General features: G+C 60.1%; 23 protein-coding genes and 1 pseudogene. 8 read left to right on the top strand and 16 right to left on the bottom strand.

Annotated elements, in window-relative coordinates; genetic code table 11:
- Positions 1–149 precede the first annotated feature (149 nt).
- Positions 150–671, top strand: coding sequence for a response regulator (locus tag QRO95_RS21365; RefSeq protein ID WP_061478936.1), 522 nt, complete (start codon positions 150–152; stop codon positions 669–671).
- On the opposite strand, the gene QRO95_RS21360 is transcribed toward QRO95_RS21365, so the two are convergent.
- Together QRO95_RS21360 and QRO95_RS21355 are read right to left on the bottom strand one after the other, a co-directional pair.
- Positions 635–1,063 (bottom strand): response regulator, encoded by a 429-nt coding sequence (locus QRO95_RS21360; RefSeq protein WP_065427813.1) that lies wholly within the window; start codon positions 1,061–1,063, stop codon positions 635–637. The two genes, QRO95_RS21365 and QRO95_RS21360, sit on opposite strands and share 37 nt — an antisense overlap.
- Before the next feature lie 15 nt (positions 1,064–1,078).
- Positions 1,079–2,089: a sensor histidine kinase gene (locus QRO95_RS21355; protein ID WP_082783306.1), complete on the bottom strand. Its 1,011-nt coding sequence runs from the start codon at positions 2,087–2,089 to the stop codon at positions 1,079–1,081.
- A 44-nt stretch (positions 2,090–2,133) separates the two neighbouring features.
- On the opposite strand from QRO95_RS21355, the gene QRO95_RS21350 reads away from it, so the two are divergent.
- The 4 genes from QRO95_RS21350 (at position 2,134) to QRO95_RS21335 (ending at position 4,371) form a co-directional block, all read left to right on the top strand.
- Positions 2,134–2,541, top strand: coding sequence for an EAL domain-containing protein (locus QRO95_RS21350; protein ID WP_285303429.1), 408 nt, complete (start codon positions 2,134–2,136; stop codon positions 2,539–2,541).
- 684 nt (positions 2,542–3,225) lie between these two features.
- On the top strand, positions 3,226–3,702 hold the full coding sequence (locus QRO95_RS21345) for a chemotaxis protein CheW (RefSeq protein ID WP_046272126.1): 477 nt from the start codon (positions 3,226–3,228) through the stop codon (positions 3,700–3,702).
- Between the two features lie 117 nt (positions 3,703–3,819).
- Positions 3,820–4,053, top strand: a complete 234-nt coding sequence (locus QRO95_RS21340) for a hypothetical protein (RefSeq protein ID WP_125892000.1) — start codon at positions 3,820–3,822, stop codon at positions 4,051–4,053.
- A 39-nt stretch (positions 4,054–4,092) separates the two neighbouring features.
- The gene (locus QRO95_RS21335; RefSeq protein WP_125892001.1) at positions 4,093–4,371 is read left to right on the top strand and encodes a hypothetical protein; all 279 of its coding nucleotides are present in this window, start codon (positions 4,093–4,095) and stop codon (positions 4,369–4,371) included.
- Positions 4,372–4,583: 212 nt separating this feature from the next.
- On the opposite strand, the pseudogene QRO95_RS21330 reads toward QRO95_RS21335, so the two are convergent.
- The 7 genes and pseudogenes from QRO95_RS21330 to QRO95_RS21300 all read right to left on the bottom strand — a co-directional run bounded on the left by QRO95_RS21330 (position 4,584) and on the right by QRO95_RS21300 (position 11,248).
- A pseudogene (locus QRO95_RS21330) lies at positions 4,584–6,811 on the bottom strand (methyl-accepting chemotaxis protein).
- Entirely contained in the window at positions 6,811–7,152 is a 342-nt protein-coding gene (locus QRO95_RS21325) for a hypothetical protein (RefSeq protein WP_125892003.1), read from the bottom strand. Before QRO95_RS21325 ends, QRO95_RS21330 begins: the two are co-directional and overlap by 1 nt.
- A gap of 114 nt (positions 7,153–7,266) precedes the next feature.
- Entirely contained in the window at positions 7,267–7,650 is a 384-nt protein-coding gene (locus tag QRO95_RS21320; protein ID WP_046429004.1) for a response regulator, read from the bottom strand.
- 60 nt (positions 7,651–7,710) lie between these two features.
- A complete protein-coding gene (locus tag QRO95_RS21315) occupies positions 7,711–8,139 on the bottom strand; it encodes a BLUF domain-containing protein (protein WP_061478940.1) in 429 nt (142 codons plus the stop codon).
- A 61-nt stretch (positions 8,140–8,200) separates the two neighbouring features.
- Positions 8,201–8,476 carry a hypothetical protein gene (locus tag QRO95_RS21310; protein ID WP_049452609.1) on the bottom strand — a complete coding sequence of 92 codons (276 nt, stop codon included), beginning with the start codon at positions 8,474–8,476 and terminating at the stop codon, positions 8,201–8,203.
- A 93-nt stretch (positions 8,477–8,569) separates the two neighbouring features.
- A complete protein-coding gene (locus tag QRO95_RS21305) occupies positions 8,570–9,004 on the bottom strand; it encodes a BLUF domain-containing protein (RefSeq protein WP_006375649.1) in 435 nt (144 codons plus the stop codon).
- A gap of 1,836 nt (positions 9,005–10,840) precedes the next feature.
- Entirely contained in the window at positions 10,841–11,248 is a 408-nt protein-coding gene (locus QRO95_RS21300; protein ID WP_061478942.1) for a hypothetical protein, read from the bottom strand.
- A gap of 743 nt (positions 11,249–11,991) precedes the next feature.
- On the opposite strand from QRO95_RS21300, the gene QRO95_RS21290 reads away from it, so the two are divergent.
- The gene (locus QRO95_RS21290) at positions 11,992–12,366 is read left to right on the top strand and encodes an HNH endonuclease (protein ID WP_082783308.1); all 375 of its coding nucleotides are present in this window, start codon (positions 11,992–11,994) and stop codon (positions 12,364–12,366) included.
- Here the strand turns inward: QRO95_RS21290 and QRO95_RS25405 are convergent.
- The 5 genes from QRO95_RS25405 to QRO95_RS21270 all read right to left on the bottom strand — a co-directional run bounded on the left by QRO95_RS25405 (position 12,332) and on the right by QRO95_RS21270 (position 15,263).
- Positions 12,332–12,526 carry a ribbon-helix-helix protein, CopG family gene (locus QRO95_RS25405; protein ID WP_404830380.1) on the bottom strand — a complete coding sequence of 65 codons (195 nt, stop codon included), beginning with the start codon at positions 12,524–12,526 and terminating at the stop codon, positions 12,332–12,334. The genes QRO95_RS21290 and QRO95_RS25405 overlap by 35 nt on opposite strands.
- Before the next feature lie 115 nt (positions 12,527–12,641).
- Positions 12,642–13,256, bottom strand: coding sequence for a relaxase domain-containing protein (locus QRO95_RS21285; protein WP_157805966.1), 615 nt, complete (start codon positions 13,254–13,256; stop codon positions 12,642–12,644).
- Between the two features lie 10 nt (positions 13,257–13,266).
- Positions 13,267–13,965: an ankyrin repeat domain-containing protein gene (locus tag QRO95_RS21280; RefSeq protein WP_181503448.1), complete on the bottom strand. Its 699-nt coding sequence runs from the start codon at positions 13,963–13,965 to the stop codon at positions 13,267–13,269.
- A 198-nt stretch (positions 13,966–14,163) separates the two neighbouring features.
- The gene (locus tag QRO95_RS21275; protein WP_061478945.1) at positions 14,164–14,724 is read right to left on the bottom strand and encodes a hypothetical protein; all 561 of its coding nucleotides are present in this window, start codon (positions 14,722–14,724) and stop codon (positions 14,164–14,166) included.
- The gene (locus QRO95_RS21270; RefSeq protein WP_061478946.1) at positions 14,721–15,263 is read right to left on the bottom strand and encodes a hypothetical protein; all 543 of its coding nucleotides are present in this window, start codon (positions 15,261–15,263) and stop codon (positions 14,721–14,723) included. The genes QRO95_RS21275 and QRO95_RS21270 overlap by 4 nt, the downstream gene beginning before the upstream one ends.
- Positions 15,264–15,419: 156 nt before the next feature.
- Here QRO95_RS21270 and QRO95_RS21265 point away from each other — a divergent pair, with 156 nt between their 5' ends.
- Both QRO95_RS21265 and QRO95_RS21260 read left to right on the top strand, forming a co-directional pair.
- Positions 15,420–15,968 carry a hypothetical protein gene (locus QRO95_RS21265; RefSeq protein WP_061478947.1) on the top strand — a complete coding sequence of 183 codons (549 nt, stop codon included), beginning with the start codon at positions 15,420–15,422 and terminating at the stop codon, positions 15,966–15,968.
- A gap of 93 nt (positions 15,969–16,061) precedes the next feature.
- Positions 16,062–16,400 (top strand): nucleotidyltransferase domain-containing protein, encoded by a 339-nt coding sequence (locus tag QRO95_RS21260; RefSeq protein ID WP_046272133.1) that lies wholly within the window; start codon positions 16,062–16,064, stop codon positions 16,398–16,400.
- Positions 16,401–16,538: 138 nt separating this feature from the next.
- Here QRO95_RS21260 and QRO95_RS21255 read toward each other — a convergent pair whose 3' ends face one another.
- Together QRO95_RS21255 and QRO95_RS21250 are read right to left on the bottom strand one after the other, a co-directional pair.
- Positions 16,539–17,330: a hypothetical protein gene (locus QRO95_RS21255; RefSeq protein ID WP_046272134.1), complete on the bottom strand. Its 792-nt coding sequence runs from the start codon at positions 17,328–17,330 to the stop codon at positions 16,539–16,541.
- Positions 17,327–19,096 (bottom strand): ATP-dependent endonuclease, encoded by a 1,770-nt coding sequence (locus QRO95_RS21250; RefSeq protein WP_082783310.1) that lies wholly within the window; start codon positions 19,094–19,096, stop codon positions 17,327–17,329. Before QRO95_RS21250 ends, QRO95_RS21255 begins: the two co-directional genes overlap by 4 nt.
- Positions 19,097–19,594: the final 498 nt, after the last annotated feature.

Below are 19,594 nucleotides of genomic sequence, written 5' to 3'. Positions count from 1 at the left end.
GTCCAGGCGGGAGGGGGTGGGGATTGAGTATCCAGCCCTCGCGGCAAAACCGCGTCAAGGCGCGACGGCGCCCTCGCCTTCCCGTGATTGCCGTCATCACAGGGATGCACCAGCGCTTTACTCCCCGTCCTGCATGATTCCTCGAATTTTTGATCAACCAGGTTTGCTATGACTGCCTCTCGTACCCTCGCATCCTTCTTGTAGAGCACGACGTCGCCATCCGCGAATCGATGCAGGACGTTCTCAAAGACAGCGGCTATGACATCACTGCGGTCGGAGACGCTGAAGCGGCTGTGGAGCGCTTGGCACAGCAACCCGCCTTCGATCTCCTCATCTCCGACGTGGGCCTGCCGGGGATGAACGGGCACGATCTCGCCAAGCACGCCATGGCACGCCACCCTTCCGTGACGGTCCTGCTGGTCACCGGTCACGGGGGCGTTTCCGGCGCAGACCCACACTTCCTCGAAAACGACGTTATGCTGCTCAAGAAGCTTTCACGCTGCTGGAGTTGCTGGGAACGGTTCGTTCGACGCTTTGACGGCTTCCAGCAACAACTCGGTCACTCTTCTTTCCAACTCCCCCGCGGCGAACGGCTTGGTGAGTATCTCCATGCCAGACTCAAGCTGGCCGGCTCCTACCGCGACGCTTGCTGCATAGCCGGTGATGAATAACACCGGCGTGTCGGACGGCGCTGCCGGCCCGCGTCCGCCACCTGCCGCCCATTGAGCGAGCCCGTCAGGCCCACGTCCGTAATCAGCAAATCAAAGTGCTTTTCGCTGGCATGCACAGTGAGGGCGTCGCTGCCGTTTGCAGCCGCCTTCACGCGGTGGCCCAAACTGCTCAGCACCTCTTTCACCAGCGTGCGCATGGCGGTCTCGTCTTCTACCAGAAGGACCGAGCGACCAGGCGACGTGGCTGGGGGAAGCGCGGGCGTTTCCTGGATTCGGTCATCGGTATCAGCCGTGCTTTGCGGCAAATAAAGGTGCATCGTGGTTCCCACCCCAGGGATGGAGTCAACCGCCACCTGACCGCCGGATTGGCGCGTGAATACGTAGATCGGCAAGCCCCACCCCGTGCCCTACCCGATCGGCTTGGTCGTGAAGAAGGGCTCGAACACCTTTTCAACAACGCTCGCGTCCATGCCGGTTCCCGTGTCTCGGACCGACAAGCGAACATAGGGTCCAGGCGTCAGCACCAAACGCTCCGCCAGTCCGCCATCGACGTGTGAGAGCTCGGCCTCAATCGAGATGCGCCCTCCATCCGGCGTCGCATCGCGCTCGTTGATGCACAGGTTGAGAAGGGCGTTTTCCAGCTGCGGAGCATCCACCCGCACGACGTCCTCCACTTGATCCGACCGCGTCTCGATCTCAATGGAGGGCCCGATGGAGCGGGCCAGGATGTGGAGCGTCCTGTTCACCATGGCCGACACGTGGATGGCCGACGGTGCCAACGTCCGCCGGCGAAAGAACGCCAACAGTCGTTGGGTTAACGCTGCAGCTCGGTCGGCCCCCGTTCGAGCCATCTCCACGTAGCGACCCAGGTCCTCCAAACGGCCTTGGCCAACGCGCATCTCCAACAGCTCCAAGCCCATGGAGACCCCGGTGAGCATGTTGTTGAAGTCGTGGGCAATGCCGCTGGCCAGTTGGCCGGGGGACTCCATCTTCTGGCCCTGTCTCAGCCGTTCCTCCATCGCCATCAGTTCGTCAGTGCCGGCCTGCACCCGCTCTTCAAGCGTTGCGGTCAACTGCTGCAAACGCTCTTGAGCCACGCGGCGATCGGTGATGCCGGAGGCTGCACCGAACCACTCGCTCACGTTGCCTTCGCTGTCCATCAACGGGACTGCCCGCAACTGTATCCAGCGGACGGAGCCGTCTGGCAACAAGGCGCGGTGTTCTACCTCCAACGGCGACGCCAACTCCGGGGCATGAGCAATGGCCAATTCCACCGCGGGCCTGTCCTCGGGGTGGATCAGCTGTTGACGCCAGTTGCCCCCAGTGGCCTTGAGCTCGGCCATGTCCCCTTGGCGATAAATCTGCTCCTGCTGCCAATCGGGGGAGATTGAGTAACGCGACTGGGTGGCCGCGGCCACCAGTGCCCCCAGGGGCCGCTCGCTTGCGCCTAGGATTGGCACAATTGGCGCAATGGAAGCGTGCTGGCCTTGCGTTGAGCCTTTCCATCAACCTCTCCGCTCGGAATGTCGCGCGGCAAGGAATGGCCGATGAACTCGTGGCCAAAATCCACGCGCAGGGGTTGGATTGCCAGGACGTGGAGGTCGAGATCACCGAGGGAGAATGGCTGCGGGTCAACTCGCTGCCGGGCGAGCAACTCAAGCGGATGGCCTCGTCAGGCATTCGGCTCGCGGTGGATGACTTCGGCAGCGGCTACAGCAATTTCGGATACCTGACCGAGTTGCCCATTCACACGCTCAAGCTCGACAAGTCGCTGATAGACGATATTTCCGAAGACCAACGCGCGTTGCTCAAGGTCCAAGCGATCGTCGGTCTGGCCCATGATCTGGGCTACTCGACCGTCGCTGAATGAGCCGAGACGAACGGTCAGGTCGCCAAGCTCCAAGGCCTTGGGTGTGACGAAATTCAAGGTTTCGCGCTTTCCAGACCCATCAGCGCCATTGAGTTGGCCGAGCTCCTTGCGCCCTGACCCGAGGGAGTTTGATACTCGGTCTTCCAGCCGACGAACCGTCCCGGATGGAAGCACGCGGAAGGATCCTGCAGCGTGCGTATCGCTTTCAGGAAGTCTGCGAGATCGCTGAGGCCGCTGACTGCCTCTGGCCTATTTCAGGACCCTACCCGTGGCTAAACCGGTTTTTTTTTGCTTCGCTTTGTCAATGGAGAACTGACCTCCGACGGCGCTCTGGCGCGTCTGCATGCTGTTGAGGCCACTTGTAGCAGCTGTGGTCTCACCTCGCTGCTAGCACCGGGCGAGGGCCTGACGGACTTGGAAGGCGCCGGTGTGATGGTGTGCCCACACTGCCAGAACCACCAAGCGGTGAGCCGGATGAGGTTGGAAGAGTTCATGAAGCGAATGGCCGGCACGAACGCTACAGCCACCGCTAACCCATCGTCTTCGGACGACGGGCAGGTCTTGTCAGAGTGAGGCCCTTGGCCTGCCAATCTGAACGCCTCGGATTTCCTAGGGCATGAATTGCCACGGTGGACACATTAAGGGCATGATGCGATCGCCCTTTGGTCTTTGCCCACAGAAACCATGACCGTTCCCCTGCCTTATGATCCATTTCTGCAGGCCTCATCAGAGCCATTGCTGGAGCTGGTGATTGTGCGTGTGGGCTGCGATTTGTTCGGTGTGGATGTCGAGTCGGCCGTGGAAATACGCGGACCAGAGACGCTGACCCGAACCCGGGACCGCCAGTTTGTAGTCTCGATCAGAGGGCAAGACGTCCCTGTGGTTGATCTGGGCTTGATCACCGGAGGCGATGCAGTCGGGACGGGTTGTCCAGCAATGCTGTTGGTTCAATCCGCGGTTCAGCTGTTCGCCCTTGCAGTGGACGAAGTCTTGGTCATCGAGAGCCTGTCTGCCTGGCGTGCCGAGCCTGCCGCTCACAGCGACCGATTCGCTGAGCTCTGCCCGCAGGGCGTGCAGCTGGGGAACGGCAAACGCGTCGCCGTCATTGACCCTGGTCGTGCCCTATCCATTCAGCAACGGCTGGAGATCGATTCAGGTTGATTGCCCAATGCTGCACGGTGCTGCCGCTTTCAGTTGCAACCGATTCGCGCGCGTTCCAAGTTCCACGCTTTGCGGTAATCTCTGGCTGACAACGCGATTCCGTGCATGGGGCGCTCGATGGAGAAATTCGACGGAGCAACGTGGTTCCCACTGGACAGGTTTGAAGTCGGCATTGACGCCGAAACAGCAGTGGTTGCACTCGGGCTTTACCAAGTTCGCAACGCGGCCGGTGACTCGACCATGTGCGGCTCGACGATGACTCCGACGCAAGCGGAGCGAATTGGCAATGCCCTTCTGATCGCCGCCAACCGTGCTCGCCTGACGATCCCGGGCTCAAGCAGCAGCCACTGATCCTCTTCTGTGTTGATGTGCCTGCTCGCGGAGGGCTTGGTGAACGACGAGGTCAGGGACGCATTTTTGCGTCTTCAAGAAGCAATGAATCGCATGCATATACGTGTTGCGGCGCTGGAAGCCGCCACAGTGCTCCTGCTTCGCACGAACGCCGGCAACGCCAACGTCGCAGACGAGTTTGAGCGCAGCATTCGGCACTACCTCCAAGGGATGGACCAGCACCGGGACCATGTCTTCGCGTTCGAGGAGATCGTCGAGCCATGGCTGGGCATCCTGAGGGAACCATTGGCTGGCATTCCCCCGTCTCCGAGCCGCTGAACTGCCAAAGCGGAGCGGCCATCGGGCGGCCGTAACCTCGGCCAATGCCATTGCCGCCTCGCCGCCTCACGGCGCAAGGCGCCGAGCTTTCGGCGCGCTTGCGGGTCTGAGGCCGCCATCCAGGCGGCCTCACCCACGGTGACTTCAGCGGCAACTTCGGTCAACCATGCCCTGCGAGCGACCATGCGTTCGCACTGGCCTTGGAAGGGCGGTTAGAACTCCTGCCAGTGCGCTGCGTCCGCAGATACCTGCCGTGCGGGACGAGCTGGCAATGCCTTCGGCGGGGTTGGCTTGCCCGCGTAGGCGGTTTGAGAAAGGCGGGAGCCGTCCACAGCACCTGGCTTGGCCAAGCTTGCACTGGCCGTGGCTGGCGTCTTTCCCTGCGCGCGTTCATTCACCTTGAAGACCGCGCCGGCGGTTGCCAGCTGTACCGACTGGTCTTCCATGGATCGGGCAGCGGCGGTCGCTTCTTCCACCAACGCGGCGTTCTGCTGGGTCGTTTCGTCCATCTGAGAAACAGCCTGGTTCACTTGCTCGATGCCCGACGCCTGCTCCTGAGAGGCGGCAGATATCTCACCAATGACGTTGGACACGCGCTCAACCGAGCTGACAATCTCAGACATCGTCTGGCCAGCCTGGTCAACCAGCGCCGATCCTTGAGCGACCTTGGCCACAGAGTCCTCGATTAGCCCCTTGATCTCCTTGGCTGCAGAGGCAGAGCACTGTGCCAACGTGCGCACCTCGGAGGCCACCACGGCGAACCCTCGACCCTGGTCCCCGGCTCGAGCCGCCTCCACGGCCGCATTGAGTGCGAGGATGTTGGTCTGGAAAGCAATGCCATCGATCACGGAGATGATGTCCCCGATGCGGCGCGACGAGGCTTCGATACCCCCCATCGTCTCCACTACTTTCCCGACCACTCCACCGCCCTGCCCGGCCACGCGCGAGGCCCCACTGGCCAACTCGCTGGCCTGGCGTGCATGCTCAGCGTTTTGGTGCACGGTGGAGGTAAGCTCCTCCATGGACGCCGCCGTCTCTTCCAAGTTGGCCGCTTGTTGTTCGGTGCGTCGCGACAAGTCGCCATTGCCCGCGGCAATTTCCGTCGACGCGGTATTGATTGCCGTGGATGCCTGCTGGATGCGGGAGACGATATCGGTCAGCTGAGCCACGGTCGCGTTAGCGTCTTCGCTCATCGTCGCAAAGACGCCGCGGAAGTCGCCTTCCATGCGGTGGGTCAAGTCGCCAGAGGCAATGGCCTGAAGCAAGGTGGAGACGGCGCTGAGGCTGTGGTCAGCTGTCTCCATCAGACGGTTGAGGTCCGAAACCATCAATTCAAAGTCGTGCTGGAACGCAGACGTGTTACCGCGGGCGGAGAAGTCGCCGTCGGCAGCCGACACTGCCAACCGCTTGATCTCCGTGTTGATCGCCAGCAGACTTGCTTTGGCAGCGTCCATCGATTCGTGGAGCACGCCCGGGAGCCGGGCAGGCGTCGCGCGTCACGCCGCAGGTCACCGGCCGCATACTCGTTGAGCACTTGGATGGCATCCAGGATGGCCTCAAGGTGCTCGAACACCATTGTGTTCATGCCCTTGGCCAGCTCGCCGTAGACACCGGGCAGGTCCTCCGGAATCCGGTGCGAGATGTCTTCGGCCTCGTGAAGCTTGACCATGACCTTGGTGTCGTTCGAAAAACGCTCCAAGGTGGCAACCATTTGACGGAGGGAGAGCAGCATCTGGCCCGCCTCATCGCGGCTCTGGTAGTCGGTTCGCACGTTGAGGTCGCCATTGGCCACGCTGCGGATAGCGGGCAACGCCTCACCAATGGGCCGGGTGACCGAACGGCTGATCGCCCACCCCAGCACGCTTGCGACCAAGTACAGCACCGCCAAGACCAAGCCTGTGATCGACATCAGGTTGTTGAGGCTTGCTGCGTTGGTTGCGAGTTCAGCCTTCATGCCGCGAAGGCTGTATTCGCTGACTTTATCCATGGCGTCGAATAGCGCCACGCGCTTTGCCCTGGATTCTGTCACCGAGATCGTCTGCGCGGCCTCGGCATCGCCAGCGAGGAGCGCAGCGTGAAGCTGATCGTGGATGACAAAGTAATCGCTCAACGCAGCGCTGACCGGCTTGAACAACGCGGCATCTTCGCCATCGGCGAAGGACCGCAGGTATTGCTTCACCAGCTCGTTGATCTTGGCCTTGCCCGCCACGATCCGCTGTTCGTATTGCTTGACGGCCTCAGCGGAAGTGGCTTCGCTGACCTGGGAGGTTTCGTAGATGCGGAGATCGCCGAACTGCGCACGCATCTCTCCGATGGCATAGCTGCCAGGCGCCCAGACGGACTCAATCCTGGACAACTCCTGCTTCGAATGTGACGCGCGGACAATAGTGAAGATGCCCAACGCCAAGGTCATGCTGGTCGTTATGGCGAATGCCAGCATCAGTTTTTTGGAGATGCTTCCGACGTGGCTTCGTCGGCGCACAGGAAGAACACGGCGTCGCCGTGGCTTGAAGCACTCAACGCGCTATGAATGGAGATAAGCGCGGCGAAAGGAGACCTGACGAAGGCCTCCTGGTAACTGTGGCCTTTGATCTCGCTCGCCGTGGCCAACAGCGCGCGCTTGGCCTGCTCCGCTCGATCAGAAAGCGGCCGATTGCTGGAGTCGGGAAATCCAATGGCGAACGACGTATTCAGGAGCCAGTTCTTGAACGCTGTCTGCAGGACAACGATCTGGTCGCCGTCTTGAAAGTGACGGTGCTGAACGACAGTGCTTCTGATCATGCAAGTAGCGCGCATTGATGGGCAGCAGCGACGTTCGCTTCCAGCGTATCCACTGTAAAGAGGAAGGCTTGCGGTCCAATGCACTCCAAAGGGCGGATGCATGTTGCCAGTCAGCTAGCGCACGTGCGCGCCTGCCGGTTCGCCTCTGCAATCTTTGCCAAGCGCCTCGATCCAGGAATCGATCTGTTTGACGCCGTAGGGCTTGGACAAAACACCCCGATCCCGGTGCCGGCTGATCACATCGTTCGGATGAAGCGTGGAGGTAAAGAAGAAAGCGATGCCATCGCGCCGAAGTTCGTCTGCCAACTTGTATGCACTGCGCCGGGCGTCAGGGCTGGCGGGCACATCCAGAATGACGACGTCGACGTGCCCCGCTTGCGCTGCGCGCAAGGCTCCTGAGCTGAATTCCAAGCATTCGACGTCATAGCCGAGCTCTCTTAGTTCGACTCCAACCAACTCACAGATGGAGGTTTCAATGTCCACGAAGAGAACGTTCATGTGGATTGCCGTTCCACAAGGTCGGGTCAAATTTTCCACACGGTCAGCAGCTGGTTCAAGCTAGTTGGGACGACTTCTGCTTTCGGCAAAGCGCACAAGGAGATCCATCGCCGTTGAATTCATTGCGTCCGCATCGCCCCGCTGAGAGAAGCTGGCCCAGTCTGCCATCGCGATGCTCTGCAGCTGGCCCTCCTTGGCCAAAAACAGCCGCATAGGCCACCGCGGCAGCCGACGTTGCGAGACACGCCCGCGTGCCAACTCGATGAAGTTCAGGTGGCTGCGCACTTCGGATGCCCTGGCGTAGGCAACGCGAAGGCCATCCGGTGGACCCTCCAGGTAGGACAGGAACCGGGCCCCGTCGCACAAGGTCACCCCGGTCACGCCGGCCTGTCTGTTGAACCGCTCCGCGTCGGCTATCAACTCAACCAGCCGCCCAAGGCTAAGGTAGGGGCTGGCCTCACTCACAAAAACCACCGCACGGTTTGGCATGACACGCTCCTAAGATTGCTTCAGACCCAACAACCTGACGGGTCGGGAAGAGCAGCAAGTGCTACACGGCAACCTTTGATTTTGCCTTCCAGGCGCCTGTTTCCAGATCCTTCCGCAGCACCCAGTCCTTCGCCGGAATCTTTGCCCCACGGGCGGTCAGGTAGTCCGGCATGAATAGCATGATCTCCCCCCCTTGAATCAGACAGCTGGTCGAGAGGACCACGCCGTCACTGAGCTCGACCAAGCAGGTGGTTCTCTCGCCCAGTTCAGCCTGCTCGCCTGTCAGGGACGCGGTGGCCCCTGGGTAGATGTGGCTGTGAGTAAATTCCAACCGCATGGCATGCCCCTGTCGAATGCCTCAAATTCATGACTCCCCTGCTTCCACTGTGCAACGTGAATCGGGCGGCCTACAGAGGAAATCCGTTACCCATCACTGCGGAACGTCATCGAGACGATTGCCGACCAATGCGGCAAGCCGCTCCATCCCCGTTTCTGGGATGAATTTCCCTCCGAAGCGTTGGGAGAAATTCACCCAGTTCGACCTCATCAGTGCTTTGAGCTCGGCTTCTGAAATCCGCAGGAAGAGCAATGCATGCGCAGGGAACCGCAACTGCTGGATGGATCCCCGCGCCAGCTCAACGATTTCGGTATGCAGGGTGAAGGACTGGGTGTAAACGGAGCTCGCAGCCACCGCACTCGCTGTGCCTTCCAAATACGTTAAAAACCTGCTGCCGTCGAAGCATACAACTGCACGCGAGCCGCACTTGGCATTGAACTCTCGGCCTGCACGCATGACTTCGGGCAAGCGCTCCTCACCGATCTCTTCCACAGCCGCGCTTACGAACACCACCGCACACTTAGACATTACGGGCTACCTTTCACTCGGCACCAGTGCAAGCCGGCCAACGTGGATCAGCTGTGTACAAAACGCAGGCCAGCTTGAATTTCAGTTTTCAGTTGCGCTATTCCTGAACCTTTAAGAGTGCACCATGGCTAGCCCCGTCCCCGACTCAAGTTGGCTGCAAGAGCGATGACCTCGCTAGGGATCACGGCCCCGAGGTGCGCGAGAACCGCGGCTTGGACGACCTCTGTGTTGCAGAGGAAGAATATCCCGTCTCGCGGCCCAGCCGACGTCAGAGACCGGTTGACACTGATCACCGAAGCTGGCACATCGCTCACGAACACTTCGTGAAACTTCGACCCCGCAAAGCGCGCTTGGAGGGCTCTCCGACTTGCTTTCGTGTCCTGCCGTAGCTCCACACCGTATTTTCCAGACAATCCGATGCCACTGGCGGTAAATACGTAATGATTTTTAAACGAGGTCAACCACACCAGAATCGGTCCGCCCTCGGCGAGAACGCGTCTGTGAGCAAGCTTGCTACGTATCATCGGGCTGCTCGTTGTTGGCCTGATTGATCGATTCGTCCCTCTTGTGGCTCCGTGGGCGGCGCGAATTGCGAGCTACGAACGATGGACAGGATCAGTATCCGACAGCGGCAGCGGTGAGAGCAACGCCTGCGCGCCGCCCGTCATTCTGGCCGTCCGGGTAGATGGGCTCCACGCACCACAAACGGCCGATCTGTAAGCGAAACAAACCGAGCGGGCTGTGTAGGGCTTAAATCCTTTGGCGGCCCGACAGGCTCAGCCGAAGCGATCATTGCTCCGCCGATTCAGACCCCCGGTGCACGCGAGACAGACGCCAGCCACCGTGCGACTTGAAATAGCCGGTGTCGCCCGTCAACGAATAGCGGACTCCGGCCCAAATCGATGTCGCTACGGAGCTGTGCCAAGCGCGAGCCTTCTGGTAGGCGTAGTGAAACGAACGCATCATCTCGCTCTCCTGCGGCGCAACCATTCCCGGCAGGACGGCGCCTTGAAGAGCGCGATTACAAGCTGGAGCAGCGCCAGACCAGTTGCGGAAGCCAAGATAACCATAGCAAGAGACAAAAGTAGTTCCATGATGGGGTCCTACAGTCCCACGGGTTGGCAGCAAGTCATAGCGCCCGGGCCATTGGCGCTCAGCGGCCCCCTGTCCGCTTGGGGGTGAAGATCGCCGCAACCGCGTGACATCGGCGTGAAAGTCATCTGCCGATCGTTTGCCTATGAATCCACCCAAAGGTACCCCTGCATCGGCGCTCTACCCCAGCCAAGTCGAGTTGATTGAACGGTTCAGGCAATGTGCCTATTTCCATCAGTTAGCCTTGCCAATCTTTCGGAAGAATCATCCGACACTGGCCGCTACGTTACCGATGGGTCAACTCCCGCACGTTGACCGTTCGACACAGTTTCCCCGCCGCTTCTAAAATCAACCGAGTAGATGCGGCGCTGGTGCGCAATCGATCGCGGATGAGGCGCCAAGAAAAAGCCTCCGGCGGACATCTACGCCCGATCAGCTTTAGCCGCTGAGGCCAATGGCAGGCAGCAGCTAGCTTCAATTCCCTCTGCCGCACCACACCCTCACCCATCAGTTTCGATATCAAGACTTAGGCCTTTACCGCTGCATCCTGATTTGATCGCATGCAGGACCAGATGCAACAGCAAGCCAGACGAACCAAGGCCCTTCGCGTGTGACCGCGGTGATCTGCGCTTGAATGGGGATTCTCGCCCCCGTCCCCCGTTGCCGGGTGAGATGGCCTCGACGGCACACCCACGGTAACCAAAGCTCTTCGGGCCACCATCAGGGGCCCATGGGCATCCGGTGTCAGACTTCTTCCCGGAACACGTCGAATTTCTCGGCCAGCCACTGCTCCACGGTTTTCCCTTTGAGCTCTTGGGCCAAGTAGCTGGCGCACAACGAGCTGCCGTCCGAACGCAGGTTGGCCACCGTGTGCGCAGCCATGACTGCAGCCCCAAACAGGTGCCCCTGGGTGCGCCCGTTTTCCTCCCACCCTTTGGGCAGCGATTCAATGGCCGCCAAGGCTTCTTGCCCTGACAGGTATTGGATGCAAGTCAGGTAGGACCATTGGAGGCCCACTTCCTCGCGCAAGCGCCTGCCGGCGGCCTTCTCGTCCAATCGGCCCTCGGCACTGTCCAGCAGCACGTGGGCGGCCGCGATGGCTTTGCCTTGCGGCGAGAGCCGGCTCTTCTTCTTGGGGCACAGGCCGCGCATGATCAGGCCTTCTTGCCGGCCTTCTTGGCGACGGCTTTCTTCGCAAGTTTCTTGACGGCCTTCTGGGCGGCCTTCTTCACCGGCTTGCCCGCCTTCTTGACCACCTTGCCCGGTGCCTTCTTCGATGCGCCATGGGCCGGGGGAACTTCGCTCCGGGGTTGGCCTGAGCCCACGCCTTGCCCTCGGCGGACTTGGCCCACGCGGTGAAGGCCTTGGGGGCCAAATCCCGACCTGCCCACGTCTCACCGGTTGGGAGGCGATACTTCGGCGCGACCTTGCCCAGCTTGCGGCCCTTTCGGGGTCCCGGGGCAGCATTGGCGGCGTGCGCCGGCTTGGCGTCGATCGTTTCTCCGATGAGCTTGGCCACCTGCCGCCGCTGGGCCGGACTGAGGACCTTCGCATACTTCTGCAGGACCGCCAGGGCTTTGGGCACCTCGCCGTCGCGCTTCTCCACCAGTTTCTTCTGGGCTTAGAGCTGTTTGATTTCGGCGTTGAGGGATTTCAGGGTGGTCAGGGCCAAAGGAGCGCTCCGGTAGGGAATCCAACGGTTATAGCCCATCGTTCCTAGCATGGCCACCCGAACGGGCCCCATCTTGACACCCACCACCCTGGGGCGCGATAACTCCCTTGCCGCGAGGGGAAATGCCCCCGGCGTATTGCCTGCTTAGCTCAAGGCAACAGGTTCCCGATTCGATCGCACAAGCGACGACGGGATGGTTTTTCCTGTTTTTTGAGATCTAAGCATGCCCAAACTCCAACGGTTGAGAACCGAGGCTTTCCTCGCCCAGAAGGGCCGGTGCTGCTATTGCAGCCTGCCGATGTGGAACGCCTCTCCCGATGAACTAAGGCCGTTCGGCCTGAGCGCCAAAACGGCCACGCCGCTCCGTTGCACCGCTGAGCACCTGGTGGCCCAGCAAGAGGGCGGCAAGGACGTGGTAGGCAACATCGCTGCCGCCTGCTGGCTCTGCAACATGCGCCGGCACAAACGCAAGTCGCCGCCCTCCCCCGAGGCTTACCGCGCGTTCGTGCAGAAACGCTTGGCGAAGGGCAAGTGGCACCCGCCGAGCGTGGCCAAGTTGCGCCTCAAAACGCGTGGAACGCAACCACCCGACGGATGAGTTCCGCCACGCTCACGTGCTGCCGCTGCGCCTCGCGGCGGACGCGGTCGGCCAGGTCTCGGGAAGCCCGGATAGGCGGCAAGCGGTCGTCCCTGGGGCCGGCAACGGGAGAGCGCAGCAGTTGGGGGCGCGCCAGGTAGGCGGTGAGCCATTGGCGCACGGCTTCGCTCTCGCTCACCCGGCTGCTCTAGCGCGTGCGGCCAATGCCTGGCGCAAGGTTGAAGAAAGGGACACTTTCGGCAGCACGGCCGTCAAGGGAGGCTTGGACGTCAGCGTCACAGCCTCTGCCTCAGTCGGCCCACGGGGGCTGGGCGGAAGAAGCGCTCCAATCGTTTGGTCTCCAGCAACGCTTCCATGAAGGCCCCCATGGCGTGGGTATAAGCGTCCTCGCTGGCCGCCAACCGCAAGCTCAGCGCAAGCCGTTCCCACTTTCCGTTCGGTGCGCATGCGATGGCGAACAACCAGTGGTGCGTCCAGTCATCCTCCAACCGATCGGATGCAACGAAGAGCACCCGGTGATCACGCTGGAACGGCAGGAACGACAGCGCCTGGTCAACCGCATGGCGGTGGGCAGCCTGTAGCCGTGCCCTCTCCTCGCCGTCGGTGTCCAGTAACGCCGCGAACCCTTTGGGCAGGCGCAACGAAACGCGGTAGCCCGCCGCCCGGGCGTGGTGGCCCTCGCCTTCGCACAACCGCTGCTGCCCATCGAAATCCTGGCCCATAGCGAAGCGCCGCATGGCCTCCTCGGTCACTGGCCCACCGGGCTTCAACTGGGTCAACCACGCACCACCCCAGCGCAACGCGGCCAAGGGCGCCTCCAGCAGTTCTGCGAAGGCGAACCCATCGGCGAACACGTCCTCCCGGCAGAGGCAGGTGAGTTGCAGGTTCATGGGATCACCCTCATAGCCGTGCCCTACTATTAGGAACGGCTTTCGTTGCGCCAGGGAGAGTCGCATCCAAACGCAGGGCCTCTTGTTCCGTTTCCCATCTGCATAGGCGATCGCGTATTTCCGGACGTTGCTGTTCGAGCCACGCATCGGGACGTGGCTCTGCATTGACAAACTGCAACCAAGCCTTCGAACGCGGATTGGCCCCTGCCTGCAACAACAGGTCGAGCAGCTCCACGTTGCCCGCCAGATAGGCGAAATAGATAGGTGACCGCCTTATCTCGCCACAGTCGTAATCCGCGTCCGGATCTGCGCCAGCTTCGAGCAGCACGCGACAAACCTCGAGCCACCTTCGCCCATTTTCTTCCCATGGACTGTCCTGCATAACAGCAAGAATAAGTGGCGTTTTTCCATCTTTTCGCTCCCGAGCGTTCACATCAGCGCCATCTGCAATCAACTGCTCAAGCTCCCTCAGCTGGAACCCTCCTTCGCGGTCGAATAGCTGAAAGATGGGTGGCATCCGGCGATGCCTTCTCCATTTACCCATGCGTTTCTCAATGACATAGCGGGGGATCAGGATTGGAGACAGCAGCGTCAATACAAGGAACTCCACGCGAACCTTCCAGATCGGCTCTTGAAATAGATTTGGTGGGTTACGCAAATCCTTTAACCATCCCCGCATACCCTTTTTTATACTTGCCACGAAATTCATGTCAGCCCCCATGGAATACATTTGTATCCCTTCAGATCCATGCAAGCAGAAAGGGACATCCTGTCCAGAGGGCTTTACTGACTAAAGCGGAAAAACGCTGGGGTTGCACGACAGTTTGCCAAACTGTCACCCTCCCCTTGCGCGTTTCCGCTACAGCGGAAAATCAGTGGGTCAGGAGGACGCATGGCCAACACCGACTTACTCGCTGCAATTCAACAGCGCAACCCCGCCCAGGTGGCCCTGGCGATCGGGCGCGGGGCCCAACCCAACGCGCAAGGCCTCAGTCAGGCGCTCCCAGGTTCCGTCGGGGGCGCAGGCGGTGGCGAACAGCCAGTGATGCGTCCAGTCGCCCCCCAAGCGATCGGACGCGACAAACAGCACCTGGTGATCCCGTTGGCATGCCAGCGACAACAACGCACGTCCAACGGCTCGAAGGTGGGCGAACCGCAGCAGGTCGCGTTGTTCCGCGTCAGCCATCGCCAACTCATCGATAAATCCCTCCGGCAGGCGAAACCCCACCCGGTAGCCCGCTGCACTTTCGTAATGAGCGGCGCCCTCCCACAATTGCTGAATCCCATCGAAGTCCTGGCCCAACGCGAAGCGCCGCATGGCTTGCTCGGTCACCTGTCCGCGCAACTTCAACACAGACAGGCACGAACCGCCCCAGCGAAGCCTGTCCAAAGGTGTCCCCAACAGCGCACTGAAAGAAATGCCGTGGGCGATGATGTCCTGGCGACAGAGGCACGAGAGATCAATCACCAGAGGCCTTCCTTCTTGCACGCCTCAGGGTATTGGCTGGAATGGCTGCAAGGACGTTCCAGAATGTTCTTCGAAAACTCATAAGCGCCAAGCGCGTAGTCGGCCTCCCAATCCACCAACTCCTTGTTGTCGCCTTTCAGGCAAACCGCCCATTGGTAGCGCTTAACCTCATCCTCTCCCCTCTGGAAGAGCTTGTAAGCCTCTATCTTCTCAGTGCCCGGCACGTTCATCCGGTAGAGCACCTTAAAATTGTCGGCTGCCGCCACACGCGCCTCGTTCAGCCTGCAAGTCAGCCCATCTTTTTCCCACGTTCCATCGGAGCATTCTTTGGGAACGCCCTCGTCGGCCACGGCAATGATCTCGGCAGCCATGGGCATCGCCTCCTCGATCGCCTGCGCCCTCTTGGTTACCGCATCCTTCTTTTCCAGCTTCTCCGTCAAAACGGCGATGGTGAAGAGGACGCAAAAAAGCGCCGACATCCCCAGGGTGAACTTACCAACCTCGCTCAGGATGTCCCACGCCCGGTCCCAACCCTTCATGCACCCTCCTTTCTGGAATACGTTTGTATTCCTTCTCCCCCATGCAAACAGAGAGCGGCGCGGTGTCCAGGGCTTCGGGACGGCTAAACTCAGAATGTGCGGCCTCTGGCCGACAGATTCAGAAGCCCGCATCCTCCACCGACCTTGAAGGCACCCATGCCCGTCTCTGATCCCCTCGCGTTCGACCTGCTGCGGGCGTTCGCGCAGTTGGAGTTTCGCCTCAAGAGCGACCCAGGCTTTCTTCGGGCCGGTCCCTACCGAATGGCCCAGGTGAACTGGCCTGCGGTGGATGAGGCGGTGTCACGGCTGGACGATCCACTCTTCTTCGATCGGGTGTCGGACAGCACGCGCGAGCAAATCCTCACACCTCCACGTGATCGCCCGATGGTCCAGGAGGTGGCGGTGATCAACGGCCTCAACCACGCTGTCTTCCAGCGCCTGCCCCTTCATCAATCCAATGCCCGCGCTTTGATCGAAGCGGCACGCCGCGTGCGCAACAACCTCTTCCACGGGGGCAAGGAGGAGCCGCATTTGGGCGATGATGACGAGTGGGCCGCCGCCGCACTGGACGTGGCCGAGTGCCCGCTTCACCTGCTGAACTATGGCACGCTTAGATCGGGGGTAGGCCCGTGGGGGAGATGGGACGCCCATGCTTTACCTGAAGACCGAATAGCTTGTCGCCGGCAGACACCGGCCGACCGGTAAGCTGCTGTGCGCGCGGCAGCAGATCCAAGAGCACGCATCATAGGATGATAAAGTCCGCCCCAGCTGGACAGCTGATCTGACATTGGAGTTGCAATGGACCTAGAAGTGATCGAAGCAGTGCTGCTGAAATGGGCTCGCCAAGAACCTATCATCGCGAAGATCCACTTGTTCGGGAGCCGGCTAAGAGGCGATCATCGCCCCGACAGCGACATTGACATCGCGGTGGAGCTTGATCTTTCAGCGGCACCAGGAGTCGACTTTAGCGATGGGTTCGCGACCTTCAGCCGATACTCCGAGCACTGGGAGGCCGAACTAGCGCAACGACTGCCCATCCCGGTTGACTTGGAGTTCTACCATGGCCCCGAGGAAACCCCGATCCTCCATGCGGGGCTCGAACGGTCGGGAAAGCTCATCTACGAAAAGTTTCGTTAGAACATCGCGCTCCGGAGCACCTAACGCCGCCGCCCCAGCCCCGACTTCCGCCCTGAGCCACGAGCGCTTCGATTCCACCATTTCACTATTTCGATGGAACCAAGCGCTCACCCGGGCTACTCAAAGAGACAACACCGGTTAAATGTCGTGCTGTTTGACAAAGCGAGATACCTTCTGCGCCTCAAGGTCTTTGTTCCAGGCCTTTGCAAAATCGTCTGGAACATCTAGGTTTGCCTCGTCGAACTTTACGGTAGCCGGCAATTCACGCCAGAACAGTTCAATAGACGCAGCAAAGTCATCGACGTGAACATCCGACACCTCCATGTCGGTGTCGTCGAACAAGTTCCATCCGTGAGAACTTGCTCGCAAGAACTCCGGGTAGCGCAGCTGGAGATCGTCCAATGACTTCCCCTCCCCGTGCTTGAACACATTGACGACCAACCGCATGGCATCAATGCGTGGGTAACAGGCGAGAGCAGAAAGGTCCAAGCCGATGGCTTCAAGCAACCTCTCCAGCTTCGCGCTATCCAGCTTCCAAAGAGCGCGCCGCGTGTTGTCGCCGATCACCAACTTGGGCCACCTAAACTCACGAACGAGGAAGCGTCGAAATGTCTTGTCCCAATGGTGATACATGCCAGCCACCACACTGAGGCGGGTTCGATCATGCATCTCACTTAGAAGCTGGTAGAACTCGACGCCGTGATCGCGCGCAGCGTCCGCTAGATCGCCAGGGTCGTGCCAGTCAGGGTCGAAGGACTGACCGCTGCGCTCCCAGTGCTCGGATTCCGCTTGATCGGCCTCCGCCTCAATGTTGGCGAACTGAGACAGAAGGCGGGTCTTGGCCTGCTCAACGTAGAACCGATGCTCCGAGACGCGGAGCTCCCGTTCGGAATCCACCAGCTGATAGGCGCTCCACTCGCGGCCGCTCATGCCGGCTGAACCGCAGGCGGGGCATCCAGCCATTCGATCAAGGATCGAATGCCATCTGCGTCCGAGCAGCAATCTTCCAGTGGCTCGCTCTCCAATCGGACTTGGAGAGATAGCCAGGCGTGTTCCGACTTCTCCGAAATCCCAAGGTGAGGCTCAATGGCACCAGCGCCCCACAACCAAAGGCCTTGAGCACGCAGTTTCTGTATTAAAGCAGCGATGTGGGGCTTTGCTTGGTCATCGGCCGCAAGCAACTCGAATGCCTTCGAAGCCGGCCCTTGAATCCCCTTGCAAGGCAACGCTCCGTCTAAAGTCACGACGCCCGCGCCTGCCATCCTCGCGAGAACGTTCTTGCACGCAGCAACATCGGGATCATCCGCCTGCAGGAAACCATGCTTTGTTGCTTGGCGGAAAGCGAAATCCAAGTCCACGATGGCACACGCAGGCAACCCTAGGGCAGACAAAACTTCCATTGACTTACGAGTATCCGAGACCCCACTCATCGCAACAATTGCCAACGATGACTGCCCCATGGTTTTGCCCGCCACCAACTGGAAGATGGATGGCAACAGCCGGAGTTCGGTCTTCCCTTCTGTGAGCACGACTTTGTCGGCAAACAATATCTGAGACGAATTTGTCAGGCTGAATAGCTGCTGGAGTTGATGCGTGGGATTGTCCACCAATTGTTCTACGACGGATTGCATGCGCGGACGGGCTTTGGTTCCCTCCGGATGCTTTTTCGTCATTAGCAGAGCGTTCTTCGCGTCCTTGGCCAAGATCATCTGAGCAGAGTGGGTTGAGAACACGACCTGATATCCAGCCTCTGACAACGCACGCAAGGCTTCACGCACCTGCTCCACTGCAAAGGGGTGCATGAAGAGTTCCGGCTCGTCCACCAGCAGTAGCGTTACTCCGCCCGCAGCCGCTGCTCCACGCTTGAGATCCGCCAGATGCCGGACCATGGCCATCTGGATGGCGCGCTGCGCGCCATGGCCGTATGACCCGAAGGCACGTCCACGCCCCTCCCCTTCGTAAACTTTGACAGTTCCCGCCTTAATGAGGTCATTGAAGACCGGCACTGGGAAATCCAGCTTGATGTGGATACCAGGAAAAAGATCCGAAATCTTACGATTGATTGAATCGTCGATGCGACCCAACTCTTTAAAACGATCCCCACCTTCTGCAGAGATCATTCCTAGGATGGCTGCCAAGTGCGGGGTCAAGGCCTCCTCGTGCTGCTCTTGGATAGCGGCAAGCATCGAGGCCAGCAGCTTGCCGATCGTGGTCGTCGTCTTGGCCTTACTGGCGTCCTCCTCAGCATTCTCCATTGCTCCGATGCGAATAGGATCTGGAAAGAGTGCTGAGATGGCGTTATCGATGCCCGTAGGGTTCGGCTCCCAGTCGCCTGTGTCGGGATTCATCACGGTCAGTTCGGTGTCGCCCCCAGGCACCTGCTGTTCGCGACGAACCATCAGCGCCCCGTCCCGAACGTGTCCTTCAATCTTCTTTCGGTGCTTTTGCTCCAGGACCGCCAGATCAGCCTCGGTGATCCCACGCAGTGTTCCCATCACTTGCACCGGCAGGGTCGGCTCGTGGAAATCTTCCACACCAAGCTTTGCCTTACGCACGAGCCATTGGAGCGCGGTAAGACAATTGCTCTTCCCGCAATTATTCAACCCAACCAGCGGTGTAAAGCTGGTCAGCTGCAAGCTTGTGGAAACACATGATCTAAAATTCAGAACATCCAAACTTGAGATGTAGACAGCCATTCCATTGCCCCCTGTTATCCTGATTACTTACCGATCGCTGCAGCTGATCGGTAAGGCTGCTGTTGTTTTCATCCCTCAACTGCGCGATGAGGCAGACGGCCCGCCCGTCGCTGCGCTCGGCCCACAACTGTCCGACCAGGCGCCCTCCCATTTTCCGGCCAGCCGTAGATCAGTCCCCGCCGTTGTAGTCCACCACCAGCAGGAGCCCTTCAGCAAGACGAGCGACGAAGCCTGGTTAGCCCCGAAGGTCTACCGTTGCCCAGCATATCAATCATTTATCACAACAATACTTTCGGCGATACTACCCTTTCCAGCCTTCAGATTCAGATCCATGGACCAGGGACAGTAGTGCTCCGGAGGTGATGAGCCTCCTTGCGGCAGTCACACGGTAGATGAGCCGTCATGCGAACCAGGCAATCGCTACGCACGACCTCCAAACCACCAGAGGACACGGCTTGTTGGCCCAAGCATTGTTCATAAGCAGCATATGAGCCCCCT

Source organism: Stenotrophomonas maltophilia group sp. Smal13 (assembly GCF_030236855.1).
In the GTDB taxonomy this organism is placed as follows: Bacteria; Pseudomonadota; Gammaproteobacteria; order Xanthomonadales; family Xanthomonadaceae; genus Stenotrophomonas; species Stenotrophomonas maltophilia_A.
Note: the sequence above shows the minus strand (reverse complement) of the source record. Positions and strands in the feature narration are given on the sequence as shown.

Coding starts and splice junctions, on each gene's coding strand:
- QRO95_RS21345 (WP_046272126.1), top strand. CDS start 3,226: ATGACCGTTCCCCTGCCTTATGATCCATTTCTGCAGGCCTCATCAGAG.
- QRO95_RS21340 (WP_125892000.1), top strand. CDS start 3,820: ATGGAGAAATTCGACGGAGCAACGTGGTTCCCACTGGACAGGTTTGAA.
- QRO95_RS21325 (WP_125892003.1), bottom strand. CDS start 7,152: ATGATCAGAAGCACTGTCGTTCAGCACCGTCACTTTCAAGACGGCGAC.
- QRO95_RS21320 (WP_046429004.1), bottom strand. CDS start 7,650: ATGAACGTTCTCTTCGTGGACATTGAAACCTCCATCTGTGAGTTGGTT.
- QRO95_RS21315 (WP_061478940.1), bottom strand. CDS start 8,139: ATGCCAAACCGTGCGGTGGTTTTTGTGAGTGAGGCCAGCCCCTACCTT.
- QRO95_RS21310 (WP_049452609.1), bottom strand. CDS start 8,476: ATGCGGTTGGAATTTACTCACAGCCACATCTACCCAGGGGCCACCGCG.
- QRO95_RS21305 (WP_006375649.1), bottom strand. CDS start 9,004: ATGTCTAAGTGTGCGGTGGTGTTCGTAAGCGCGGCTGTGGAAGAGATC.
- QRO95_RS21300 (WP_061478942.1), bottom strand. CDS start 11,248: ATGCGCGGCCTGTGCCCCAAGAAGAAGAGCCGGCTCTCGCCGCAAGGC.
- QRO95_RS21290 (WP_082783308.1), top strand. CDS start 11,992: ATGCCCAAACTCCAACGGTTGAGAACCGAGGCTTTCCTCGCCCAGAAG.
- QRO95_RS21285 (WP_157805966.1), bottom strand. CDS start 13,256: ATGAACCTGCAACTCACCTGCCTCTGCCGGGAGGACGTGTTCGCCGAT.
- QRO95_RS21280 (WP_181503448.1), bottom strand. CDS start 13,965: ATGAATTTCGTGGCAAGTATAAAAAAGGGTATGCGGGGATGGTTAAAG.
- QRO95_RS21270 (WP_061478946.1), bottom strand. CDS start 15,263: ATGAAGGGTTGGGACCGGGCGTGGGACATCCTGAGCGAGGTTGGTAAG.
- QRO95_RS21265 (WP_061478947.1), top strand. CDS start 15,420: ATGCCCGTCTCTGATCCCCTCGCGTTCGACCTGCTGCGGGCGTTCGCG.
- QRO95_RS21260 (WP_046272133.1), top strand. CDS start 16,062: ATGGACCTAGAAGTGATCGAAGCAGTGCTGCTGAAATGGGCTCGCCAA.
- QRO95_RS21255 (WP_046272134.1), bottom strand. CDS start 17,330: ATGAGCGGCCGCGAGTGGAGCGCCTATCAGCTGGTGGATTCCGAACGG.
- QRO95_RS21250 (WP_082783310.1), bottom strand. CDS start 19,096: ATGGCTGTCTACATCTCAAGTTTGGATGTTCTGAATTTTAGATCATGT.